Origin of the sequence: Nonomuraea candida, assembly GCF_000725485.1 — a bacterium.
GTDB classification, from domain to species: domain Bacteria; phylum Actinomycetota; class Actinomycetes; order Streptosporangiales; family Streptosporangiaceae; genus Nonomuraea; species Nonomuraea candida.
Map to the genome: position 1 here is coordinate 1 of NZ_JOAG01000073.1, position 21,970 is coordinate 21,970.

The window sequence follows — 21,970 nt, forward strand, 5'->3', positions numbered from 1 at the left end:
GCCGCGCTCTTCCTGGCCGCCGACGCGACCTTCACCACCAACGTCGAGTTCCCGGTCGACGGCGGCTTCGCCCAGGGCCTCAGCAGCACCCACTGAGCCGATCCCCGCCACCGGCCACCGCCGGCCACCACCGCCGGCCGCCACCGCCGGCCGCCACCAGCCACCGCCGCTGGTCGCCACCAGCCACCGCCACCAGCCACCGCCAACCAGCCACCGCCACCAGCCGCCGTCCCGCCCAGGGACGGAACCGCGGCCCGGGACCAGAAAGGTCACAGCCATGAGAAACGAGATCGACACCTTCACGATCACCGCCCACCCGGCCGGGCGTCAGCCGGTGGCCGGCGCCGGGCCCGTGCGGGGCGTCACCGAGGCAGGCCGCTGATGTGGGACGACGCCGCCGACAGCCCCGACCCGTCGGTCGCCGAGCATGTCCGCCGCTACCTGGCCACCGACGGCCGCGACGGCTACCTGGAAGGAGGGGTGACCAACCTCGTCCTCACCGTCAAGGGCAGGAAGTTGGGCCGGTGGCTGCGCACGGGGCTGTTCTTCGGCGAGGACGACGGCCGCTACGTGCTGGTGGCCTCCGGCTCGGCCATCACCCACACGCATCCCGGGTGTGTCAGCAGGGAGACCCCGGAACAGACGCATGAGCGCCTGCGCCAGGTGATCACGATGGCGGATCTCGCCGTGCACGAGGGGGTGTGGTGCTTCGAGGAGTTCCCCGCCGACCGCCCGCCGGAACTCACCGCCGACACCTTGGCGGTGGTCCGCGACAGCGAGAGCTGGAGCCGGCTGGTCCCGCTGCGCGACGGGGGCGCGGACGTCGAGCGCTTCGGGATCTTCTCGTTCCATTTCCCCGCCGGGCTCGACAACAGCGGCTTCGTCGGCTGGCTGGCCGGTCATCTCAAGGCCGAGCTGGGAACCGGCGTGTTCGTCATCTGCGGCAGCAACCGGGCCCGGGGCGGCATCTACGACTACTGGGGGTGCCCGATCGACCTGGTCGAGGAGGCCGTCGCGATCGTCCGGTCACTGCGCCTCGCTTGACGACAGGGCGGCCCGCCCCGGACGGCGGCATGCGTGCGCCGTCGATGTAGCCACCCCACCGCGGCGAGCACGCGCACACGTACGGCGTGCACCCGGTCACGCCCGAGAAGGGCGTCGTGGACCTCACCCGGCTGCCCGGCCACGCGCTCGGCGCCCGCGGCGGGCTGGTCTCCACGCCGCGCGACCTCAACCGGTTCTGGCGGGCGCAGCCGGTCAGGCGCGGCTCGTTCGTCGAGGTCGCACAGCCGGGCTGGCCCGAGGGCGCCCGCTACGGCTACGGCATGCTGGAAATCCCGCTGAGCTGCGGCGGCAAGCTGTGGGGGCACGCCGGCGACGTGCCGGGCGTGTCGACCTTCAGTGGACGCGACCGCGCCGGCCGCACCGCGACCGTGTACGTGACGGGCTCGGTCGACGAGGGCAAGGCTCGCGAGCTGCTGATCGCCGCCTTCGACGCCGCCCTCTGCTCCCGCTGACCGGGTGATCTCGACGGCACAGTGCGGGACGGCCCGCGCGGTCCCGGCGATCCTGACCAAGGGCGATTACAGTGAGCTGAAGGAGGTGGGCGGTTTGGTCCAGGCAGTGGCGTGGGTGAAGGACGGCGGGGCCGAGTACGCGCACGTGCGGTTCGAGGGCACCCGGCTCACCGCGACCGGCCTGGCCATCGGCGCCGATCCCGAGCCCTACCGGCTCGAATACGACCTGGCCACCGGCGACGACTACGTGACGCGGCGGCTGCGCGTCACCACCGCCGGCGCCGGCTGGCGGCGCTCGCTCGATCTCGTGCGCCACGATGGCGGCTCCTGGTCCTGCACGGCGCAGGCCGAGGGCGCGCTCGGCGGGCCGCTCCCCGGCCCCGAGCCGGGCGAGCTGGATGAGCTCGGTGAGCCGGGTGAGCCGGGTGAGTTGCGCGGGTTGAAGGGTGCGCTCGACTGCGACCTCGGCATGTCGCCGCTGACCAACACCATGCCGGTGCTGCGGCACCGCCTGCTCGACGGCGGCGGGCCGGTGGAGCTGACGATGGCGTGGGTGTCGGTCCCGCACCTCCGCGTCGACCTCTCGGTCCAGCGCTACGCCCCGCTGGGCGCGAACGTCCTGCACTTCGAGGCGGACGGGTCGTTCACCGCCGACATCACCTTCGCCTCCGACGCCTTCGTCGCCGACTACCCTGGCGTGGCCCGCCGCCTCTGAGAGCCGCCTGTAAGAGCCGCGTCTGAGAGCCGCCTCTAGGAGCCTGAGAGCCGCCTCTGTGAGCCGCCTCTAGGAGCCTGAGAGCCGCCTCTGTGAGCCGCCTCCAAGAGGCTGAGAGCCGCCCCTGAGAGCCGGGCATGACACGCGGCCGTCACGGGGCGGAAGCGCCGCCCGCAACATCCTCTAGGTGTCGTCCCCGAGGAGGTTGCGATGCCGAAGCAGTGTGGACATCAGGAAGCATGCGGCTGCCAGAATTCCGTCGATCCGTCGAGCCAGGCTCAGCCTTTCGCTCCCCATCCCGACAACGGTTCCCCCGGCCCGCCCGCGTGGGCGACGGCCGTCGGGGACAGGCCCATGAGGCGTGGCCGGCGGCTGCTGGTCAAGGCGGCGGTGCTGGTCGCCATCGTGGGCGTGACCGCCGCCGCCACTCTCGTGATCAGTGGCAGGGACGGGCGGACCACGATGGAGCTGGCCGGCCAGGCCGCCGAGCAGCCTGCCGGTCAGGTGTCGCCGCCCGCCGCGGGCGCGCAACCGGCCGCGGCGGACGCCGCCCAGGGCGCGCCGGTCGAGGGCGCGGGCACCCGCGCGGCGGCCGAGGGAGACCTGCGCAAGGGCGCGGTCTTCGTGCAGTCGAATGACGAGGTGGCCAACGAGGTCGTCGCCTTCGCCCGCCGCGCGGACGGCCGCCTGACCGAGGTCGGACGGTATCCGACCGGCGGCGTGGGATCCGGCAGCTTCGAGGACAGCGCGCAGGGCATCGTGCTCGGCACCGCCGAGGGCGAGGCCGCGCCGATCCAGAACGTCGACAAGGCCGAGCTGCTGTTCGTCGTGAACGCGGGAAGCGGCACCATCTCGGTCTTCCGCGTCAACCCGGACGGGCTCGAACTGGTCAACCAGACGTCCACGGGCGGCAAGCGCCCGGTGAGCCTGACGGTGAACAACGGCCTGCTGTACGTGCTCAACAGCGGCGAGAGCGACCGGCGGCTGATCCTGGGCCCGACCACGGCCCTGGAGAACTGCGGCCACGGCGACCTCCCCACGGTGACCGGCTTCCGCGTGACGCCGGACGGGGCGCTGCAGCCCATCGCCGACTCCACCCGCACGCTGAGCGGGCGCGGCCGTTCCGGCTGCTCGCAGGTGTCGTTCACGCCCGACGGCCGCACGCTGGTGGTCACCGAGCGCATCGCCTCGCTGAGCGGGCAGGGCGCCGGCAAGGGCGCCATCGCCACCTTCGAGGTCCGCTACGACGGCTCCCTCGGCCGCAAGCGGATGCACGAGCCCAGCGGGGCCGGCCCGTTCGGCTTCACCTTCACCCGTGACGGCAAGCTCATCACCAGCGAGCAGAACGGCGGTCTGGGCAACCCGGGCGGCGGGCACGCGGCCGCGTACGAGATCAACGGCGACCGCACGCTGAAGCAGATCAACGGGTCGGTGGCCAACCGGCAGACCGACAGTTGCTGGGTGGTCGTCACCGACGACCAGCGGTACGCGTTCGTCTCCAGCCCGTTCGACGACGGCATCATCTCCACGTATCGGCTGGCGGCCGACGGCTCGCTGAGCCTGCTGCACCCGGTGTCCTCGGCGCGTGACGGCAAGGACTCCAAGAACGACGACCTTCCCCAGGGCGCCACCGACATCAGCCTGAGCCGGGACACGAAGTTCCTGTACCAGCTCAACTCGTTCGAAGGCTCGCTGTACGTCTTCGCGGTCAACGGGCAGAACGGCCTGCTGTCCCTGGTCGAGCGGCTTCCGGTGTTCCAGCTCGAGCCGTTCGGCAAGGGCGGGGAGGCCGCCCCGTTCGGGCTCGCCGCCTTCTGACAAGCCCCCACCAACAAGCGATGGAGCCATCGATGGGATACGGAATCATCGGTACCGGTTCGTACCTGCCCCCGACGATCGTCACCAACGACGTGCTGGCCGAGCGCACCGGCGTGACCCCCGGCTGGATCGAGGAGCGCACGGGCGTGCGTGAGCGGCGCTACTGCACGTCCGAGCAGGCCACCAGTGACCTGGCGGGGGAGGCGGCGCGGCGGGCGCTGGAGGCGGCGGGGCTGCCCGCGGAACTGCTCGACTTCGTCGTGCTGGGAACGTCCACGCCGGACTTCCCGCAGCCCGCGACCGCGACGGTGGTGCAGGCCGCCATCGGCGCCGACCGGGCGGCGGCCTTCGACGTGAACTCCGTGTGCACCAGCTTCGTCTACGCGCTGGACACCGCGCGGGGCCTGCTCAGCGCGGACCCGCAGGCGCGCTACGCGCTGGTGATCGGGGCGGACGTCTACTCGCGGCAGCTCAACTTCGACGACCACCGCTCGGCGGTGCTCTTCGGGGACGGCGCGGGCGCGGTGGTGCTCGGCCCGGTGGAGGACGGCTACGGCATGCTGACCTCCCGCCTGCTGTCGGACGGCCGGCTGCGCGAGCTGGTGAAGGTGCCCGGCGGCGGGAGCCGCAGTCCGCTCACGCCGGCCTCGATGATGGCGGGCGAGCACTTCTTCACGATGCGGGGCAGGGCGGTGCGCGACTACGTCGTGACCGTGGTGCCCGAGCTGCTCTGCTCGCTGCTGAAGGAGCACGACCTGACGATCGAGGACATCGATCTGGTGGTGCCGCACCAGGCGAACGCCGTCCTGCTGCGGCGCTGTTTCGCCGAGGCCGGCGTCTCCCTGGACAAGCTGCACCTGACCTGCCCGCTCTACGGCAACACGGCCGCCGCCTCCATCCCGGTCACGCTCGACGACGTCGTGAGCGACCGGGGCATCGAGCGCGGCTCGCTGGTGGTGATGCTCGGCATCGGCGGCGGCATGAGCGCCGGCGCCTCGCTGCACCGCTGGCCGGGCGCCTCCGGAGGTTTCCAGTGAGGACGCATCTGCTCTATCCGCAACTGCGGGAGAGCTATCCGGTCGCGGTGCGGGCGAAGGGCAGCCACGTCTACGACGCCGACGGCAAGGCGTACCTGGACGGGTGCTCGGGGGCGATCGTGGTGAACCTCGGGCACGGCGTGCCCGAGATCGCCGAGGCCGTCCGCGCGCAGCTCGACGAGCTCACCTTCGTCACCCGCCTGCAGTTCACCAGCCCGCCGGCCGAGCGGCTGGCCGCCGAGCTCACCGGCTCGGCGCCGGGCGACCTCGACCACGTCTTCTTCACCAACAGCGGCTCCGAGGCGATGGAGGCGGCGGTCCGGCTGGCGCTGCAGTACTGGCAGGAGCGCGGGCAGCAGGACCGGACCGTCTTCGTCTCCCGCGAGAGCAGCTACCACGGCGCCACCCTCGGCGCGATGGGCCTGACCGGGCATCCGGCGCGGCGGCGGGCGGTGCGGGCGCTGCTGCCCGACTGGCCGAAGTCCGCGCCGGCCAACTGCTACTCCTGCCCGTTCGGGCTGACCCGCGCGACCTGCCGGCTCGACTGCGCCCGGTCGGTCGAGGAGGTGATCATGGCCGCCGGTCCCGGCCGGGTCGCGGCGGTGGTGATCGAGCCGGTGGTCGGGGCGTCCGGCGGCGCCGTCCCGGCTCCCGACGGTTACCTGCGGGAGGTCGCGGATATCTGCGCGCGGCACGGCGTGCTGCTCATCGCGGACGAGGTGATCACCGGTCTGGGCCGGACGGGCCGGTGGTTCGGCTGCGACGCCGAGGACGTGGTGCCCGACCTGCTGGTGCTCGGCAAGGGGCTGAGCGCGGGGTACGCCCCGCTGGGCGCGGTGCTGCTGGGCGACCGCGTCTACGACGCCATCCTGTCCGGCAGCGGCCAGTTCCCGCTGGGGCACACCTACGCGGCCAACCCGCTGTCGACCGCCGTGGGGCTCGCGGTCCTGCGTTACGTCCGCGAGCACGACCTGCCGGCCCGGGCCCGCGAGCTCGGCCCGGTGCTGGCGGCCGGCCTGCGCGACGTGCTGGCCGCCCGCGGCATCGCGGCGGACGTGCGGGGCCGCGGGCTGCTGCTCGCGGTGGACTTCACCCCGCCGGGACCGCCCCACCCGGCCATGCTGCCGGGCATCACCGCCGCCGAGATGGTGCGTGCCGCCCGCGACGTCGGGCTGATGCTCTACCCCGCGGGCACGACCCCCGTGCCGGGGGCGGTCATGGTGGCGCCGCCCCTGACGATCACCCGCGCCGAGCTGGACGAGCTCATCGAGCTCTTCGCCGCCGCGCTCGACCTGCTGTGCCCGCGCCTGCCCAACCCCTGCCTCGAAAGGAGCCGGTCGTGAAACTCGGATGGACGCTGTCGCAACGGGCCCTGGCCGACCACTACGAAGCCCTCGCCAGGGAACACATCGCCCCGCATTCGGAGTGGCACTACAAACGCGAGCAACTCGACCAGAGCGCCTGGCTGCGGCTGGCCGACGACGGCCTGTGGCGCATCCCGGTGCCGGAGAGCCTCGGCGGCAACGGCCTGACCTGGTGGGACTTCTGCGCCGCGATCGAGGGCATCACCCGCGGCGGCCGGGACCTGGGCTTCTGTCTGTCCCTCATCGCGCACGCCGGGTTCCTGCGCTCGCTGGTGGACTTCGGCGGCCCCTACCACCATGAGGTCGCCCTGCCCCGGATGATGTCGGGCGCGGTCGGCGCGACCGCGCTGACCGAGGTGAGCGGCGGCTCGGACGTGGCCAGTGTGGCCACCACGGCGCACCGCACGGACCAGGGCTACAAGCTGGTCGGCACCAAGACGCACATCACCAACGCCCCCGTCGCCGACCTGTACTGGGTGCTGGGGCGCATCGACGGCCTGCCCGCCAAGCGTGACATCTCGGTGTTCGTGGTGGAGCGGCAGCCCGACAACATGCGGGTCGGCGACCCCGAGCACATGTTCGGCAACCGCACCAGCCCGACGGGGCCGATCTCCTTCTTCGGCCTGCGCATCGGGGCCGACCAGGTGCTCGGGGAGCCGGGCAACGGGCTGCGGCTGACGTACGCGACCATCGCGCTCGACCGGCTGCTGTACGGCGTGGTCGGCGCGGCGTACCTGGAGTGCCTGCTGCGCGAGGCCATGACGTTCGCGAGCCGGCGCACGGCCTTCGGCCACCCCATCGCCGACTACCAGTACGTCCAGCGCAGGATCACCAACGTGAAGCTGGCCATCGAGTCGACCCGGTGGGTGTCCTACGCCGCGCTCGCCAGCCTGATCGACGGCAAGGCGGACGCCTCGCTCATGTCGTCGCTGGCCAAGCTCATCGGCTCGGAGGGGCTGGCCGGGGCGGCGCTGGACATCATGCAGATCTTCGGCCACGCCGGCTACGAGATGGGCCGGCACTCGCGCAACGTGCAGGACTCGCTCGGCACGCTCATCGCGGGCGGCACGTCCGACATCCAGCGCAAGAACATCTTCACGCAGCTCGTGAAGCTGCAGGACCGCGCGCAGGCTCCCCTGCCGTCGTTCACCCCGGCCGCCGCGGCTCCGAACGGCGCCGGCAAGCCCACCGCCGTCGCGAACGGCGCCGCCAAGCCCACCGCCGCGTGACGCGGCGTTCGAAGGAAGGTGACCAGCGATGCCGAAAGTGATCATCGCGAACGTGGACAGCGACTCGATGTGCGGCAACGACATGCCCCCGGAGGTGCACGCGCTCAGCTCCATGTGCTGCTGCCGCCTGCTGGTCCTGGCCGGTGACGACGACCTCGTGGTGCTGCCGCACTCGGTCTCCGACGAGTTCATCGCCTACGTGAGCGAGCTGCTCGACCGGCGGCTGTCGCGGGACAACGTCGTCGTGCCGAGGGACGGCGACACGCGCCAGCTCATCCTGAACGACGCCTCGCTCAACGACGGGCACGTGGCCGCGCAGATCCGGGAGCGGGCCGGCGGCGACCTGACGGGCTGGCGGATCGAGGCGTACTTCCTCGACCGGCCCGTGATGACGCTCGCCGACGAGCTGGGCCTGCCGCTGCACGGCGTGGACGACGCCACCGACCTGGCCTGCCGCGACTTCCTGCGCTGCGGCGGCGCCGAGACCTTCAACAGCAAGGTGCTCTTCCGCCAGCTCGCCGGCACGGTCAAGGCGCCGGTCCCGGCGGGGCTGGTGGCGAGCACGCCGAACGAGCTGGCCGTCGCGGTGCGCACGCTGATCGGCGAGACCGGCAGGGTGATCATCAAGCAGGACCTGAACTCCGGCAGCGCCGGCAACACCGTGATCACCAGGCACGGGGAGACCACGCTGACCGGCGCCTCCCGGGTGCTGAACCTGCCCGAGGGTGAGTGCGACTTCGCGCCGCTGGCCGAGGAGCTGTGGCCGCAGGTCGCGCTGCAGCGCAACACCCGCGTGGTGGTGGAGGCGTACCACCGCGCGGCCCAGGTGTACTACAGCGAGCTGTGGGTGCCCGGGGTGGCCGGCTCACCGAAGCTGCTGAACTTCGGCGAGATGCGGATGGAGCCCACGTTCATCGGCTTCGAGATCCCGGGCCAGCGCATGCTGCCCTCGGACCTCGGCGAGATGACCGCGCACAGCATGAACCTCGCCAGGGAGGCCGGCCGGCGCGGCTTCGTCGGCTACATGAACATCGACTCCATCGTCACCGAGGACGGCAGGGTGTTCTTCAACGAGGTCAACGGCCGGATGGGCTGCTGCACCAACGTGGAGTACCTGGCCCGCGAGCTGGTCGGCGACGACTACCTCCGCGAGCGCGTCGTGCTCACCTACAACTGGGTGAGCGTCAGGGACTTCCCCGCCGTGGTCAAGGCCCTGGACGAGGCGGGCCTGGCCTGGGACAGGGCCACCCGCACCGGGGTCGTCGTGGCGATCGAGGACGTCGCCCGCTGCGGAGTGATCGACTACATGGTCGTGGGCGAGACCGCCGAGCACGCGCGCGAGCTCGAACAGCGCGCGCTGACCGCCATGAGGGCGGCCTGAGCCGCACCGGGAGGATGTGGTGGAGATGTGGGAGCAGGCGGCCGTGTTCGACCGCCACGAGTCCGAGGTCCGCAGCTACTGCCGGAGTTTCCCGGTCGTGTTCGAGCGGGCGGACGGCCAGTTCCTGTGGGACACCTCGGGCCGGCGGTACGTGGACCTGCTGTGCGGCGCGGGAGCGCTGAACTACGGCCACAACCCGCCCGAGATCGTCGCACGGGTGACCGGCTACCTCGCCAAGGGCGGCCCGGTCCAGTCGCTGGACCTGCACACCAGCGCCAAGGCCGAGTTCCTTGAGCGCTTCGCCGGGCAGTTCCTCGGGCCCGGCGGGCTCGGCGACTACGTGATGCAGTTCCCCGGCCCGGCGGGCACGCTCGCGGTCGAGGCCGCGCTGAAACTGGCCAGGAAGGTGACCGGCCGCTCGAACGTGGTCGCCTTCCGGGGCGGGTTCCACGGGGTCTCGCTGGGCTCGCTGGCCGCGACGACGTCCCCGCTGCTGAGGAGCGCGGCGGGCACGCCGCTGCGGGACGTCATGATCCTGCCCTTCGAGGAGCGCGGCCGCCCCGAGTCGGCCGACGAGCTGGAGTCGCTGCTGGCGGACGCGCAGGCGCCGCCCCCCGCGGCGTTCCTGCTGGAGACCGTGCAGGGCGAGGGCGGACTGAACGCGGCGTCGCGGCGGTGGCTCGCGCGCGTGCGCCGGCTCGCGGACTCGCTGGGCGCCCTCGTGATCGTGGACGACATCCAGGCGGGCTGCGGCAGGACGGGCAGCTTCTTCAGCTTCCAGCACCTCCCGGAGCTGGCCCCCGACCTGGTGTGCCTGTCGAAGTCGCTGAGCGGCATGGGCCTGCCCATGGCCATGCTGCTCATCCGCCGCGAGCTCGACCTGTGGGCGCCCGGCGAGCACAACGCGACCTTCCGCGGGCACAACCTCGCGTTCGTCGGGGCGACGGCGGCCCTGGACTACTGGGCCGACCGGCGCTTCGTCGAGCACGCCGCGCAGCTCGGCACGGAGATCCGCTTCTCGCTGCGCGACATCGTGGCGAATCTCCCGTACGGGGTGGCCGAGCCGGCCGGGCGCGGCGCGATGAGCGGCCTGCGCTTCGCCGACGCGCGGCTGGCCGAGCGGGTGCGCGCCAACCTGTTCCGGGCCTCGGTGATCGCCGAGACGTCCGGCGAGGGCCGGGTGCTGAAGCTGCTGCCGCCGCTGACGATGGCGACGGCGGAGTGGCGGGAGCTGGCCTGGAAGATCGGGGACGTCGTCGTGGAGACCGCCGGCCGCGAGTGCTGGCCGGCGGACCCTGAGCCGGAGGAGGCCGCCGCATGAGGGAGCAGCACACGGCTGCGGCTACGGCGGCGGCTACAGCGGCGGCTACGGTGGCGGAACCGGCCCCGGCCGTCAGCGGCGCGGCGCGTACCGTGACGCTGACGTCGATCGGCCGGGCGGCGATCCCCGAAGCGATCAGGGAGGCGGCGATCAAAGAGACTCAGCCGGCGGGCACGGAAGCGCGGCCGGCAGGCAGGGAGACCGAACCGGCGGGCACCGAAGCGCGGCCGGCAGGCAGGGGGACCGAGCCGGCGGGCAGGGAGACCGAGCTGGCCGGCACGGAAGCGGGGCTGGCGGCCATGCGCGAGCTGACCGCGCTCACCCTCGACGCGCTCGACGGCGGGCGGCGGCGGCGCGGCGGCCCCATCCCGGCGGGCGGGCCCGGCGCGGTGGCCTGCGACGTGCGGCGGTCGGTCGGCCCCGTCCTGCCCGAGACGGGCACGGGGGCGAGGCGGGCGCTGCGCGACATCGTCGGCGCGGTGTCCGCCGGCGCGGCCGACCCGGCGGACCCGCTGTGCGCGGCGCACCTGCACGGCCCGCCGCTGGCGGTGGCCGCCGCCGCCGACCTCGCCGCCTGCGTGCTCAACCCGTCCATGGACTCGTGGGACCAGGCCCCGGCGGCCGGCGAGCTGGAGCGGCTGGTCACGGACGCGATCGCGGGCCTGGTGTACCCGCGGGCCGCCGGCCCCGACGCCCTGATCACCACCGGCGCGACGGAGTCGAACCTGGTGGCGCTGCTCCTGGCGAGGGAGCGGCTGGGCGAGGGGGTGCGCGCGGTGTGCTCCGCCGAGGCCCATCACAGCGTCGGCCGGGCGGCCTGGCTGCTCGGGCTGCCGCCGCCGGTCCCGGTCCGCACGTCAGGGGGCCGCCTGGACCCCGGCGCGCTGGCCGAGACGCTGGCCGCCGTCCCAGGCCCGCACTTCGTGGTGGCGACGGCGGGCACGACCGGCCGCGGCGTGATCGACCCGATCGGCGAGATCGCCGACGTGGCCGCCCGGCACGGCGCCCACCTGCACGTGGACGCGGCTTACGGGGGCGGCCTGCTGTTCGGGGGCCGCCGCCGGCGCCTGCTCGACGGCCTCGACCGCGCCGACACGGTGGCCGTGGACCTGCACAAGCTCGGCTGGCAGCCGCTGGCCGCGGGCGCGCTGGCCGTGCGCTCCGCCGCGGCGCTGGCCCCGCTGTCGGTCCTGGCCGACTACCTCAACGCCACGGACGACCAGGAGGCCGGCTTCCCCGACGTGCTGGGCCGGTCGATCAGGACGTCCCGGCGGCCGGACGCGCTGAAGATCGCCGTGACGTTCCAGGCGCTCGGCAGGGCGGGCCTGGCGGAGCTGGCCGACCGCTGCTGCGACGCCGCGCAAACGCTGGCCGAGCTGGTCGAGGCCCGGCCGGGGCTGCGGCTGCTGGCCCGGCCGGAGATCAGCACGGTGCTGTTCCGGCCGGCCGCCGCCGACGCGCTGCCCGTCGCGGAGGGCAACCTCCTCGTGGCGGGGGTCCGGCGGGCGCTGCTCATGGCGGGCGCCGCCGTGGTCGGCAGGACCCTCGTGCCCGAGGACGGCCGGCTGTGGCTGAAGCTCACCCTGCTCAACCCCGACATCACCCCGGCGCGGCTGGGCGAGCTGCTCGACCTGGTCGAGTCGGCCGCCGCCGCGCGGAACCCGGCCCGCGAAGGAGGGACCCCATGAGACCTTTCCCCGACGAGGTGCACGCGAGTCACGCGCACGAGGTGACCGCCCAGGACTCGGCGCAGCGCTGGGGCAACGACGTGCCCGTGCTGGCCACCCCGGTGCTGCTCTGGCTGGGTGAGATCACCGCGATGCGGGCCGTGGAGCGCTACCTGGAAGAGGACGAGATGACGGTCGGCGTCAGCCACGACTCCCGGCATCTCGCGCCCACCCCGGTCGGCCGGACGGTCGTCCTCCAGGCGGCGCTGCGCGAGCGGCGGGGCGGGACGCTGGTGTTCGACGTGCACGGCCACGACGGCGTGGAGGAGGTGCTGCGCGGCACGCACACCCGGGCGGTGGTGGACCGCGGGCGCTTTCTCGCCCGCATCGCGTGGAAGGAGCAGCCGGCAGCCGCCTGCGACGCCTGAGGAACACCCGCACGCAGGCCGTGCCCGCCCCGCCCGGGGCGGGCACGGCCTCGGCGCATCCGGGCCGGGCGCGGCGCGCTCGAAAAATTCGCGCGCCGCTGAATCGATGGATCCGGAAAACGGGGAGGTGAAAACCATCCCAGCGGGCCGGGCGGGCTTGCGGAAACCCCCGGCTCCTTGACAGCGACTCGGAAGTTACACAAAAATTCGTCCAGGTAGTCCTCTCCCCGTCTGCTCTAAGCGTGGAGGCTTATCGGCGGGATCGGTCAGGCAATTCGAAGTCGCGTGGGCGGACCAGCGCAAAGGCGATCTTCCGGTTCGCCATCTGTCTGCGATCCGGCGATTATCCGAGGCCGGGCCCCCTATCACCGCACGCCGCAAGCGCGCCTCAGCCAGACCGGGAAGCCGAGGAGGACGACCAGAATGGAAAACGCGGTGATTATCGAAGATCCCCCGGAACTACCGGACGATCTTCCGCCTGCCGTACAAGCCATCTGCCAGACTGGCGATGTGGAGGAGATGGCGTGCGCGGAACTGGTGGATCGCATCACTGATTATCTCGAGGGCGTGCTCGGCCCCGAGGTCACTCTGCGGCTGAATAACCACCTCGCGACCTGCGACAGTTGCGAGCATTACGTCGCCCAGCTCAGAACGGTGATCAGGACGACGGGCAGCCTTCCCAGTGAGCAGCTCACGGAGGAAGCCGAGGATCAGCTCGTCGACATCTACCGGCAGTGGATCGCTGAGCGGGACAGCGAGTGACCCGTGGACCTGCTCGCGTTACGCCGCGGCGATGAGACCGCCTTCCGCGAACTGGTGCGCGACCTGAATCCCGCGCTGCTGAGGCTGGCCGTCGTCTACTCGCCCACCCGGGCGGTCGCCGAGGAGACCGTGCAGGAGACCTGGATCGCGGTGCTGCGCGGGATCGACGGCTTCGAGGGCCGGGCCACGCTGCGCACGTGGATCTGCCGCATCCTGATCAACATCGCGCGCCGCCGGGCCGCCTCGGAGAACCGGACGCTGCCGTTCTCCAGCTTCGCGGCCGACGACGAGGACGGGCAGCCGGTCATCCCTCCCGAGCGCTTCCTCCAGTCCGGCCCCTATGCCGGGCACTGGGCGACCCCGGTGCACGACTGGGCCGAGATCCCGGAGAGCCGGCTGCTCCAGCAGGAGTTCAAGGGCGTCGTCGCCGAGGAGGTGGCGCGGCTGCCCCCCACCCAGCGCATCGTGATCACCCTGCGAGACGTCGAGGGCTGGAGCACCGAGGAGGTGTGCGAGCTGCTCAACATCGAGCCGGGAAACCAGCGGGTGGCCCTGCACCGGGCCCGCCATCGCGTCCGGGCCGCGCTCGAACGCTACATGTCGCTCAAGACCGCCGAGCGATAGGCCCGGCGAACCCGATGTCAAAATCGCTGTAACGAAGCGCCCGCTCGTCCCCTCTGGACATGCATGGCAGATCGGTCTGCCGGTCTCTCCTGCTAGGGACGAAGGGATGAACTTCCTTGACGACCACGGACAACGCCACAGGGCAGGGAGCCGTCACAGAGAGCGGCTTCCGCGCATACCTCAAGATCATTAGAGCTCCGGGCATGAGCTCCTGGGCCTTCGTCGCGCTCTGCCAGCGGCTGCCCATCGCCATGTCGCCGCTGGCACTGGTCTACCTGGGCAACGAGGCGAGCTCGTCGTACGCCGTCGGCGCGCTGCTCGCCGGAGCCTTCGCGTTCGCCGAGGCGGTGGCCGCCGGCTTCATGGGCCGCCGCTTCGACCGCCGCCCCGCCGGGCCGGAGCTGCGGCTGGTGCTCGTCGTCCAGACCGTCGCGCTGCTCCTGCTCGCGATCCCGGTGCTCCTTCAGGGCGACGGCGTGCCCGTGTGGCTGATGGTCGCGCTGGCCGCCATCGCGGGCGGCGTCGCCTCCGGCGCGCACGGCGGGCTGCGGGCGCTGCTGGTCCGTACCGTGGAGCCGTCGATCCACCACGCCGCGCTCAGCCTCGAAGCCACGATGACCACGCTGCTGTGGGCGATCGGCCCGGCCGTCGTCGGCCTGGTCGCGCTGTTCACCGGCCAGGTCTGGCCGGTGGTCGTGATCGCGGCCGTCGCGGCGATCGGCGCCGTCGGCGCGGGCGCGCTGCGTGATCGCGGTCCGACGCCCGACGCGGCCGCCGAGAGCCGGCCGCGCGTCCGGATCTGGCGGCTGAGCTGGCCCGCCCTGGCCCAGGAGGGCGCCGTGATGCTGATCGTCGGCGCCGCCTACACCGGCCTGCCCTCGCTGCTCGAACAGGTCGGCACCAACCCGGAGATCGCCGGCCCGACCCTCGCCGTGTTCGCCGTCGCCGGTCTCATCGGCGGCCTGATCTACGGTAGCCGGCGCTGGCCGGGGGCCTACCGGACGCACAGTTTCGTCCTGGTGCTCGCCCTGACCGCGGTGAGCGGCCTGGCGGTGGTGTCGCCGGTCGCCGCGATCATCATCCCGCTGGTGGTCCTCGCCGGTTTCGCCGGAACGCCGGCGCTCACCGCCCGCGCCGCGGGCATCCAGGAACTCCTGCCCGAGCGGGTCTGGGCGACCGGGTTCTCCGGGCTGTACGCCGCGGGCGGCGTCGGCTTCGGGATCGCCGGCGCGGTCATCGCGGCGCTGCTCGAGGGCGCGGGCATCCGCACGGCCATGCTCATCTGCCTCGCCATAGCCGTGCTGGCCACGATCGTGAGCGCGATCGCGGAATCGCGGATGGCGAGCGCCGCGGCGAGACCCGTCCAAGCAAGCTGACCAGCAACAGACGAGGCTGATCGGACCAGACCGAGGGGCGGCCCCGCATACAAGCGAACCGGCTGCCGGAACGGCCCGGTCGAGATGCCGACCCTGTTAGGGGAGCAACATGCTTATCGATTCCACCAGACACTCACATAGCCCGGCCAACCTCTTCAGAACAGCTCCGGACCCCATGACCGCGCCGGCGCCCGGCCTGCCCAAGCCGTGGGCGACCGAGACCGCGTTCACGGGACACCGGCCGACCGGAGCCCCGCTCAACGGCAACCGGCCGACCGGAGCCCCGCTCAACGGCAACCGGCCGACCGGAGTCCCGCTGAACGGCAACCGGCCGACCGGAGTCCCGCTGAACGGCAACCGGCAGCCGCAGACCCTCAAGCGGCACCGGCTGAACCTGCTCGGCGCCTTCCAGCTCATCATGGACGGCCGCCAGGTCACCGTGAACCCCAGCGCGCAGCGGCTGCTGGCGGTGCTGGCCTGCTTCCGCAGGCAGGCCTCGCGCGCCGCGATCGCGAACGCCCTGTGGCCCGACAGCACGAGCTCCCGCGCACACACCAACCTGCGCACCCTGCTGTACCGGCTCCAGCGCGCCCAGCCGGGGCTCGTGCTGTCGACGCCGGCCGAGCTGCAGCTCGCGCCGGAGGTCCAGGTCGACATCGAGGGCAACCGCGCCATGGCGATCGCCGTGCTCAACACCCGTCCGGGGCAGGGCGGCCACCTGCTCGGCCGGGTGGAGTGGACGAACTTCGCCGAGGACCTGCTGCCGGGCTGGGAGGGCGAGTGGCTGAGCGATCACCAGCACAGCTACGCGCGGCTCCGGCTCGACGCGCTGGAGCGGCTGTCCGAGCTGCTCGTGCACGCCCGGCTGCCGGGGGCGGCCGTGCAGACCGCGCTCCTGGTCATCCAGGCCGACCCGTTCCGCGACAGCGCGCACGAGGCCCTCATCAGGGCCTACCTCGCACAGGGCAACCGGCATGACGCGATCAGCCACTACGTGAGCTACGTGGAGTTGATGAGGAAGGAACTGGGGCTCGAACCCTCGGCCTCCCTCGGTGAGATGTTGTGGAGCCAGGCCGCCTGACCCGCCCCGTCGCCACTTTCGAACACTGGTCCCGCAACCACTGGTCCCGCAACCACTGGGCCGCGCCCGCCGGGCGCGGCCCAGTCGCGTGTCCGGGGCCTGTCACGCCCCTATCACGGCGCCGCCACGGGCTCCGTCCGACATTGGACATGTACCCCTTTGCCGCGTCGGAGCTGCGCGTTCCTCCCATTCAGACCAGGAGGGTGACACATGACGACACTGATCGATGTCCAGCGGCCCGTGGAGCGGACCGACCCCACAGAATCACCCCCGGCGCTCATGAACGCCGACTGGTGGACCGATCGGATGGTGATGGACAGCGGCCTGTCCATGACCGACCGGCCCATCGTCAGCGTCGGCGGCGGGATAGGCTCGTTCGTCACGGTCGACTACCTGCGGATCGCGGGCCTGCCGCCGTCCGAGATCCGGGTGCTGTCCAACCTCAGCCATCCGTGGCAGACCTACGAGCACCTCGCCACCGTCTCGCAGATCGCGCTGGACGACCGGATCCGCTCCGACGCGGCCTCGCGACCGGACAACATCTGGGGCTTCCCCTCGTACGCGGTCTCGGAGGCCCTGCGCGAGCGGACCCCGATGCCGCTGCTGCAGATCCTCCTCGAACCCGTGTTCGCCGACTTCTACACGCCCCGGCTGCGCGACGTGCTGGACTCGATCGCGCGCGAGGCCCGGCGGATCCGGTACTGGGACATGCTGGAGCAGTGCGACGTGGAGTGCGTCCGCCGGCGGATCGGCGGCGGCTACTTCGTGCTCTACCGCGACCGGCGGGTGCCCGGCTCCGCCTACCGGGTGGCGCGCTGCCGTGACGTGCACCTGGCGGTCGGCTACACCGGCCTGAACTTCCTGCCCGAGCTGCGCGAGTTCCGCGAGTCCGAGAACGACTTCCACCACGTGGTCAACGCCTACGAGGACCACGAGCACGTCTACCAGGCGCTGCGGCGGCGGGGCGGCACGGTGATCGTGCGCGGCGGCGGCATCGTCGCCTCCCGCGTGCTGGAGCGGCTGATCAGGGAACGGCTGGACCACGGCATGCCCACCCGGATCGTGCACGTGCTGCGGACGTACTTCTCCGGCGCGCACGGCAGGCAGGGCTGGGCCCGCCGCCGCGGCCACCACGGAACCGCCTACCAGGGCTTCAACTATCCCAAGTCCGTCTGGGGTGGCCAGCTCAAGGCCCAGATGCGGCGGCTGGACGACGACGCCAGGCGCCGCGTCTACGAGGACATCGGCGGCACGACCACGGCCTGGCGGCGGGAGTGGCAGCGCCAGCTCACCATCGCCCGCGAGCAGGGCTGGTACCGCGTGCTCAACGGCACGCCCGGCGACATGCGGCTCGACGGCGACATGGTCACCGCCGAGATGTGCGTGGCCGAGGGCACGCTCGAACTGCGCGCCGACTTCGTCATCGACTGCACCGGGCTCAACGCCGACGTGTCCGAGCACCGCGTGCTCGGCGACCTGCTCTCCCGCGGCGGCGCCAGGCGCAACGGCCTCGGCCGGGTCGACGTCGACCACCGGTTCGCGGTGCGCGGCGCCGACAACGGCATGGGACGCGTCTACCTGACCGGCGCCGCCGCGCTCGGCGGACCGTTCCCCGGCGTGGACACCTTCCTCGGCCTGCAGATCGCCGCCCAGGAAATCGTCGACGACCTGGCCAGGCGCGGACACTGCCGGCGGATGAACCCCATCTCGTCCCTGGCCGGCTGGCTGCGCTGGACCACCGGCCGGCCGATCTGAGCGGGAGGACGAGACATGGTGCCGACCCTGTTCGGGCGTATACAGACCCGGCTGTTCCTGCTGGCGCTGGTGGGCGGCGTGGTGACCGCGCTGGTGGCCCCGTTGCTTCCCGTCGACGCGCCGCTCGCCGTCCGCTACCAGGCCACGTTCGTGGTGCTGGGCGCGGTCGCGGTGCTCAGCCTCGGCTGGGAGTCGCTCTACCACCTGCTCATGCAGTGGCGCTGGGAGAAGGACTGGCCGACGCTGTTCGGCCTGGTCACGCTCCTGCCGGAAGGTCTGCTCGTCGGCTTCCTGGCCGTCACCGGACGACTGCCCGGCCTGCCGGGCCCGGTGCCGCCGGAGAGCTTCGTCCCGCACTTCGTGCTCGTCTGGCTGGCCGTCTGGCTGGTCGCCAACGGGCCGATGCGGGTGCCGTTCATCAGGTGGAGATTTCGAGGTGGAAGGTTGCTGTGAAGACAGAAGAGCTGCTCGTGAAGACCGAAGAGCGCCCGGCCCAGGAGCCGGGCCCGCAACTCGACGAGGACGCGGTCGCCCGCCAGGAGCGCCTGGTCCTCCTGCTCGACGTGACGGACGGCCCCACCCGGCTGTCCGTGAGCGCGGGAACCCAGGTGGTGCTGTCCGTCCGGGCGGCCCAAGGCGGCGACGGCGCCGTGGTGGTCGCCGGCCCGGCGACCGTGACCGAGGCCCAGCCCGAGGAGACGGAGGCGGCGGCGGAGCGCGACCCGCTCACCGCAGGGGTGCGCTGCGCCAAGGGGCACTTCAACGATCCGATGCTGATCTACTGCGGGATCTGCGGGCTCGGCCTGACCCAGACCGGGCGGGAGCCGGTCCGCAGCATCCCGTCCTCGCTGGGCGTCCTCGTCCTGGACGACGGCACGACGTACCCGCTCAACCGCGACCACGTCTTCGGCCGCGACCCCGAGCAGGCGGAGGAGGTGCGGTCGGGGGAGGCGGCCCCGGTCCGCCTGACCGGCCCCACCGTGTCCGACCTGCACATGAAGATCAAGCTGGACGGCTGGACCGCGAGCGTGATCGACCTGAGCGGCGGGAACGGGCTGTTCCTGCGCGCCCCCGGCACCGGGACGTGGACGAGCGTGCAGGGCATGGACGGCATGGAACTGCCGCCCGGCGGGATCGTCTCGCTCGGCGGGCGCCAGCTCCGCTTCGACAGCCATCGCAAGCCATGAACGTCGTCATGATGCTGCTCAACGTCGCGGCGATCGTGCTGGTGGCCAAGCTCGCCGGCCGGCTGCTCGCCCGGCTCGGGCAACCCACCGTGGTCGGCGAGATCGCGGCCGGCCTCGCGCTCGGGGTGGTGCTGCACAGCACGGGCATGACCGCGTCCGTGCTCCCCGCCGACGTGAAGGTCTCGCTGGAGGCCGTCGCGACGGTCGGGCTGGTGCTGTTCATGTTCACCGTCGGCTGCGAGTGGGACCACCGGCTGCTGCGCAGCAGGCGGCGGACCGCCCTGACCATCTCGGCGACCACCACGCTGCTGCCGTTCGCGCTCGGCGCGGGGCTCGCGTGGTGGCTCGCGACGGGACCGTACGAGCCGGCCGAGCCGCTGGCGTTCGTGCTGTTCTTCGGGATCGCGATGTCGATCACGGCGCTGCCCGTCATGGCCCGGATCATCGTCGAGCGGCGGCTGTCCCACACCGTGCCCGGCGGGCTCGCGGTGACCGCGGCGGTGGTGACCGACCTGCTCGCCTGGGTGGCGCTGACCCTCATCGTGGCGCTGCGCGGCGACAACGAGCCGTGGAAGCTGCTGCTGACCGTCCCGTACGTGGCGATCCTGGTGTTCGGCGTGCGGCCGCTGCTCTCGGCCGTGCGTGCCAGATCGTCCGACCGGGGCGAGTTCGGCATCATCCTCGCCGGGCTCTTCCTGTCGGCGGCGGCCACCGAATGGCTGGGCGTGCACTACGTCTTCGGCGCCTTCCTGTTCGGCGCCCTGCTGCCGCGCAAGCACGAGGGCAGCGTGCGGCGGCACGTGGACGAGATCGCCCGGCTCTGCCGCACGTTCCTGCTGCCGATCTTCTTCGTGCTGGCCACGCTGGAGGTGGACCTGTCCGGGTTCGGCCTCGGCGAGCTGGGCGTGCTGGCGCTGATCCTGCTCGTCGCCATCGGCGGCAAGGCGGGCGCGGGCTACCTCAGCGCCCGCCGGTGCGGGCTGCCCCGCACCGAGGCCGGCACCGTGGCCGCGCTGCTCAACGCGCGCGGCGTGACCGAGCTGGTCGTGCTGCAGGTGGGGCTGCAGATCGGCCTGCTGACCACCCGGCTCTACTCGCTCATGGTCGTGATGGCCCTGGTCACCACGGCGCTCACCGGCCCGGTGCTCACCCTGCTGGGCGTGCGGCGCGTCCCCGTGGACGGGCACGCCGACGAGCCGGAGCCCATCCCCATTTCCGGGCCCGCACCAGGACCCGAACCCGAACTCACACCCGGACGCGCGCAGGCCGACCTGCCGCGTGCCGCCTGACCCTGTAGGAAGAGTGATGGAGATGACGAAGCCGAGATCGATGTCCGCACCGGCCCGTCTGACGTTGATCGCGATCGGCGTGCTCGCGCTCGCCGTGGCCCTGTACCTGTTCCAGCCGTGGCGGGTGTTCACGACGGTCACGGTGTCCGACCCGCTGATCGTGCCCCAGGCCGCGCCCGCGGCGCCGGCCGCCCCGGCCCCGGCCGCGCCTGCCGCGCCCGCCCCGGCGGAGGAGGCCACGCTGGTGGCGGCGGGCGAGTTCCGCTCGCTTGAGCACGACACGAGCGGCCGGGCCGAGCTGGTCAGCCTCGGCGACGGCCGTACCGTGGTGCAGTTCGCCGGCCTGGACACCAGCGACGGCCCCGACCTGTACGTCTACCTCTCCGACAAGCCCGCCTCCGCGCAGGAGGCGGCGTTCGGCACCGGATTCATCAGCCTCGGGAAGCTCAAGGGCAACCGCGGCGACCAGGTGTACGCCGTCCCCGCGGACGCCGACCTCTCCTCGGTCCGCAGCGTCGTCATCTGGTGCAAGCGCTTCTCCGCCGGGTTCGGCGTGGCTCCGCTGAACGCCACCTGACGGAAGGAGACCCCGGGGTGGTGACAGCGCCGTCGCCACCCCGGTGAGAACGGGGGCGGCGACAGCGTGGTCGCCGCCCCGGTGAAGAGCCTGGGGCGGTGCCGGCGTGGTCCCGCCGCCCCGGTGAGAACGAGGGCGGCGACAGCGTCGTCGCCGCCTCACAAGCCCCGGTCAACGCGAAGGCCGGCCGATCGCGCCACTCGTAGTAGCCCGAGCGGGACACGCCCAGCCAGGCGCACATCCGCGCGATCTTGTGGTGGGCCTTTCTCCGCGTCGATGAGCTCGTACTTGGCGAGCGTCATCGAGTCTCGGACGCGAAGAAGGCAGCCGCTTTTTCAGGAAGATCAACTTCTCGCACAGCCGCCGTCCGCGCGGCTTGTCAGGCGGCCACGCCGGCGTTCTCCCGCTCCAGCTCCCGGATCCTGGCCCGCTCCGGCCCGGCAACCGGCCGCGGCTGCTCGTCCTGAGCGCTCACGATCCGATGCCGGTTCACCCGGCTGCCCAAGGTGCCGGCGTTGATGTCGAACTCGCGCGCCACCGACGCGACCGTCCGCTCGCCCTCCAGCACCATCCGGATGGCTTCTTCCTTGAACTCCGGCGAGAACTGCCTACGACGCCTCGTCACGTACCTACCTCTTCCAGACTTCTATCAGCTCATGTAGCCGACTGTCCGGAATCCGCTGGGCACCTCATAGACAGTCAATCATCGGACACGATGTACGCGAAGCACGCATCGCACACAGTGAGGTGATCTCAGCAAAATAGTTCGGACGTTTGGGATTTCTTGGACGTCGTTGCCGACGTTCCGGGCCTTTCGGGAGGAGTCGCCGAAGGCCGGAAAC

General features: G+C 72.3%; 20 protein-coding genes and 1 pseudogene. 20 read left to right on the forward strand and 1 reads right to left on the reverse strand.

Annotation, left to right across the window (positions count from 1 at the left end):
- The first annotated feature begins 381 nt into the window (after positions 1-381).
- The 20 genes and pseudogenes from IO39_RS58400 to IO39_RS41260 all read left to right on the forward strand — a co-directional run bounded on the left by IO39_RS58400 (position 382) and on the right by IO39_RS41260 (position 21,128).
- Positions 382-1,044 (forward strand): DUF6196 family protein, encoded by a 663-nt coding sequence (locus IO39_RS58400; RefSeq protein ID WP_245642567.1) that lies wholly within the window; start codon positions 382-384, stop codon positions 1,042-1,044.
- A 71-nt stretch (positions 1,045-1,115) separates the two neighbouring features.
- A pseudogene (locus IO39_RS41170) lies at positions 1,116-1,517 on the forward strand (hypothetical protein); the annotation flags it as partial.
- A gap of 85 nt (positions 1,518-1,602) precedes the next feature.
- Positions 1,603-2,232, forward strand: a complete 630-nt coding sequence (locus IO39_RS41175; protein ID WP_439331501.1) for a putative glycolipid-binding domain-containing protein — start codon at positions 1,603-1,605, stop codon at positions 2,230-2,232.
- Between the two features lie 354 nt (positions 2,233-2,586).
- Positions 2,587-4,050, forward strand: a complete 1,464-nt coding sequence (locus tag IO39_RS41180; protein WP_043636263.1) for a lactonase family protein — start codon at positions 2,587-2,589, stop codon at positions 4,048-4,050.
- A 32-nt stretch (positions 4,051-4,082) separates the two neighbouring features.
- Positions 4,083-5,087, forward strand: coding sequence for a 3-oxoacyl-ACP synthase III family protein (locus tag IO39_RS41185; RefSeq protein ID WP_043636266.1), 1,005 nt, complete (start codon positions 4,083-4,085; stop codon positions 5,085-5,087).
- Entirely contained in the window at positions 5,084-6,430 is a 1,347-nt protein-coding gene (locus IO39_RS41190; RefSeq protein WP_052424047.1) for an aminotransferase class III-fold pyridoxal phosphate-dependent enzyme, read from the forward strand. The genes IO39_RS41185 and IO39_RS41190 overlap by 4 nt, the downstream gene beginning before the upstream one ends.
- On the forward strand, positions 6,427-7,680 hold the full coding sequence (locus IO39_RS41195) for an acyl-CoA dehydrogenase family protein (protein WP_063765447.1): 1,254 nt from the start codon (positions 6,427-6,429) through the stop codon (positions 7,678-7,680). The genes IO39_RS41190 and IO39_RS41195 overlap by 4 nt, the downstream gene beginning before the upstream one ends.
- A gap of 28 nt (positions 7,681-7,708) precedes the next feature.
- On the forward strand, positions 7,709-9,061 hold the full coding sequence (locus IO39_RS41200) for a preATP grasp domain-containing protein (RefSeq protein WP_043636269.1): 1,353 nt from the start codon (positions 7,709-7,711) through the stop codon (positions 9,059-9,061).
- 25 nt (positions 9,062-9,086) lie between these two features.
- Positions 9,087-10,382: a diaminobutyrate--2-oxoglutarate transaminase gene (locus IO39_RS41205; protein ID WP_052424054.1), complete on the forward strand. Its 1,296-nt coding sequence runs from the start codon at positions 9,087-9,089 to the stop codon at positions 10,380-10,382.
- Positions 10,383-10,432: 50 nt separating this feature from the next.
- The gene (locus IO39_RS41210) at positions 10,433-12,070 is read left to right on the forward strand and encodes a pyridoxal phosphate-dependent decarboxylase family protein (RefSeq protein ID WP_211267358.1); all 1,638 of its coding nucleotides are present in this window, start codon (positions 10,433-10,435) and stop codon (positions 12,068-12,070) included.
- Positions 12,067-12,477: a thioesterase family protein gene (locus tag IO39_RS41215; protein WP_052424048.1), complete on the forward strand. Its 411-nt coding sequence runs from the start codon at positions 12,067-12,069 to the stop codon at positions 12,475-12,477. The genes IO39_RS41210 and IO39_RS41215 overlap by 4 nt, the downstream gene beginning before the upstream one ends.
- Positions 12,478-12,900: 423 nt before the next feature.
- Positions 12,901-13,239 carry an anti-sigma factor family protein gene (locus IO39_RS41220; protein WP_052424049.1) on the forward strand — a complete coding sequence of 113 codons (339 nt, stop codon included), beginning with the start codon at positions 12,901-12,903 and terminating at the stop codon, positions 13,237-13,239.
- A gap of 3 nt (positions 13,240-13,242) precedes the next feature.
- Positions 13,243-13,863: an RNA polymerase sigma factor gene (locus tag IO39_RS41225; protein WP_043636272.1), complete on the forward strand. Its 621-nt coding sequence runs from the start codon at positions 13,243-13,245 to the stop codon at positions 13,861-13,863.
- A 203-nt stretch (positions 13,864-14,066) separates the two neighbouring features.
- Complete coding sequence (locus tag IO39_RS41230; protein ID WP_043636275.1) at positions 14,067-15,239, forward strand: MFS transporter; 1,173 nt, start codon at positions 14,067-14,069, stop codon at positions 15,237-15,239.
- Between the two features lie 175 nt (positions 15,240-15,414).
- Positions 15,415-16,320: an AfsR/SARP family transcriptional regulator gene (locus IO39_RS41235; protein WP_043636278.1), complete on the forward strand. Its 906-nt coding sequence runs from the start codon at positions 15,415-15,417 to the stop codon at positions 16,318-16,320.
- Positions 16,321-16,530: 210 nt separating this feature from the next.
- Positions 16,531-18,075 (forward strand): FAD/NAD(P)-binding protein, encoded by a 1,545-nt coding sequence (locus IO39_RS41240; RefSeq protein WP_157549655.1) that lies wholly within the window; start codon positions 16,531-16,533, stop codon positions 18,073-18,075.
- Positions 18,076-18,090: 15 nt separating this feature from the next.
- Positions 18,091-18,528 carry a hypothetical protein gene (locus IO39_RS41245; protein ID WP_043636284.1) on the forward strand — a complete coding sequence of 146 codons (438 nt, stop codon included), beginning with the start codon at positions 18,091-18,093 and terminating at the stop codon, positions 18,526-18,528.
- Positions 18,525-19,262 carry an FHA domain-containing protein gene (locus IO39_RS41250; RefSeq protein ID WP_043636288.1) on the forward strand — a complete coding sequence of 246 codons (738 nt, stop codon included), beginning with the start codon at positions 18,525-18,527 and terminating at the stop codon, positions 19,260-19,262. Before IO39_RS41245 ends, IO39_RS41250 begins: the two co-directional genes overlap by 4 nt.
- Positions 19,259-20,551, forward strand: a complete 1,293-nt coding sequence (locus IO39_RS41255; RefSeq protein WP_084774419.1) for a cation:proton antiporter — start codon at positions 19,259-19,261, stop codon at positions 20,549-20,551. Before IO39_RS41250 ends, IO39_RS41255 begins: the two co-directional genes overlap by 4 nt.
- Positions 20,552-20,573: 22 nt before the next feature.
- On the forward strand, positions 20,574-21,128 hold the full coding sequence (locus tag IO39_RS41260; RefSeq protein ID WP_211267359.1) for a DM13 domain-containing protein: 555 nt from the start codon (positions 20,574-20,576) through the stop codon (positions 21,126-21,128).
- Between the two features lie 379 nt (positions 21,129-21,507).
- Here the strand turns inward: IO39_RS41260 and IO39_RS51990 are convergent, their stop codons facing one another.
- Positions 21,508-21,753: a transposase gene (locus IO39_RS51990; RefSeq protein ID WP_084774421.1), complete on the reverse strand. Its 246-nt coding sequence runs from the start codon at positions 21,751-21,753 to the stop codon at positions 21,508-21,510.
- Positions 21,754-21,970 lie beyond the last annotated feature (217 nt).

Bases quoted from the DNA above. Each gene is read 5' to 3' on its own strand.
- IO39_RS41205 (WP_052424054.1), top strand. From the start codon at position 9,087: ATGTGGGAGCAGGCGGCCGTGTTCGACCGCCACGAGTCCGAGGTCCGC.
- IO39_RS41260 (WP_211267359.1), top strand. From the start codon at position 20,574: ATGACGAAGCCGAGATCGATGTCCGCACCGGCCCGTCTGACGTTGATC.
- IO39_RS41185 (WP_043636266.1), top strand. From the start codon at position 4,083: ATGGGATACGGAATCATCGGTACCGGTTCGTACCTGCCCCCGACGATC.
- IO39_RS41240 (WP_157549655.1), top strand. From the start codon at position 16,531: ATGACGACACTGATCGATGTCCAGCGGCCCGTGGAGCGGACCGACCCC.
- IO39_RS41220 (WP_052424049.1), top strand. From the start codon at position 12,901: ATGGAAAACGCGGTGATTATCGAAGATCCCCCGGAACTACCGGACGAT.
- IO39_RS58400 (WP_245642567.1), top strand. From the start codon at position 382: ATGTGGGACGACGCCGCCGACAGCCCCGACCCGTCGGTCGCCGAGCAT.
- IO39_RS41200 (WP_043636269.1), top strand. From the start codon at position 7,709: ATGCCGAAAGTGATCATCGCGAACGTGGACAGCGACTCGATGTGCGGC.
- IO39_RS41245 (WP_043636284.1), top strand. From the start codon at position 18,091: ATGGTGCCGACCCTGTTCGGGCGTATACAGACCCGGCTGTTCCTGCTG.
- IO39_RS41235 (WP_043636278.1), top strand. From the start codon at position 15,415: ATGACCGCGCCGGCGCCCGGCCTGCCCAAGCCGTGGGCGACCGAGACC.
- IO39_RS41215 (WP_052424048.1), top strand. From the start codon at position 12,067: ATGAGACCTTTCCCCGACGAGGTGCACGCGAGTCACGCGCACGAGGTG.
- IO39_RS41255 (WP_084774419.1), top strand. From the start codon at position 19,259: ATGAACGTCGTCATGATGCTGCTCAACGTCGCGGCGATCGTGCTGGTG.
- IO39_RS41180 (WP_043636263.1), top strand. From the start codon at position 2,587: ATGAGGCGTGGCCGGCGGCTGCTGGTCAAGGCGGCGGTGCTGGTCGCC.
- IO39_RS41230 (WP_043636275.1), top strand. From the start codon at position 14,067: ATGAGCTCCTGGGCCTTCGTCGCGCTCTGCCAGCGGCTGCCCATCGCC.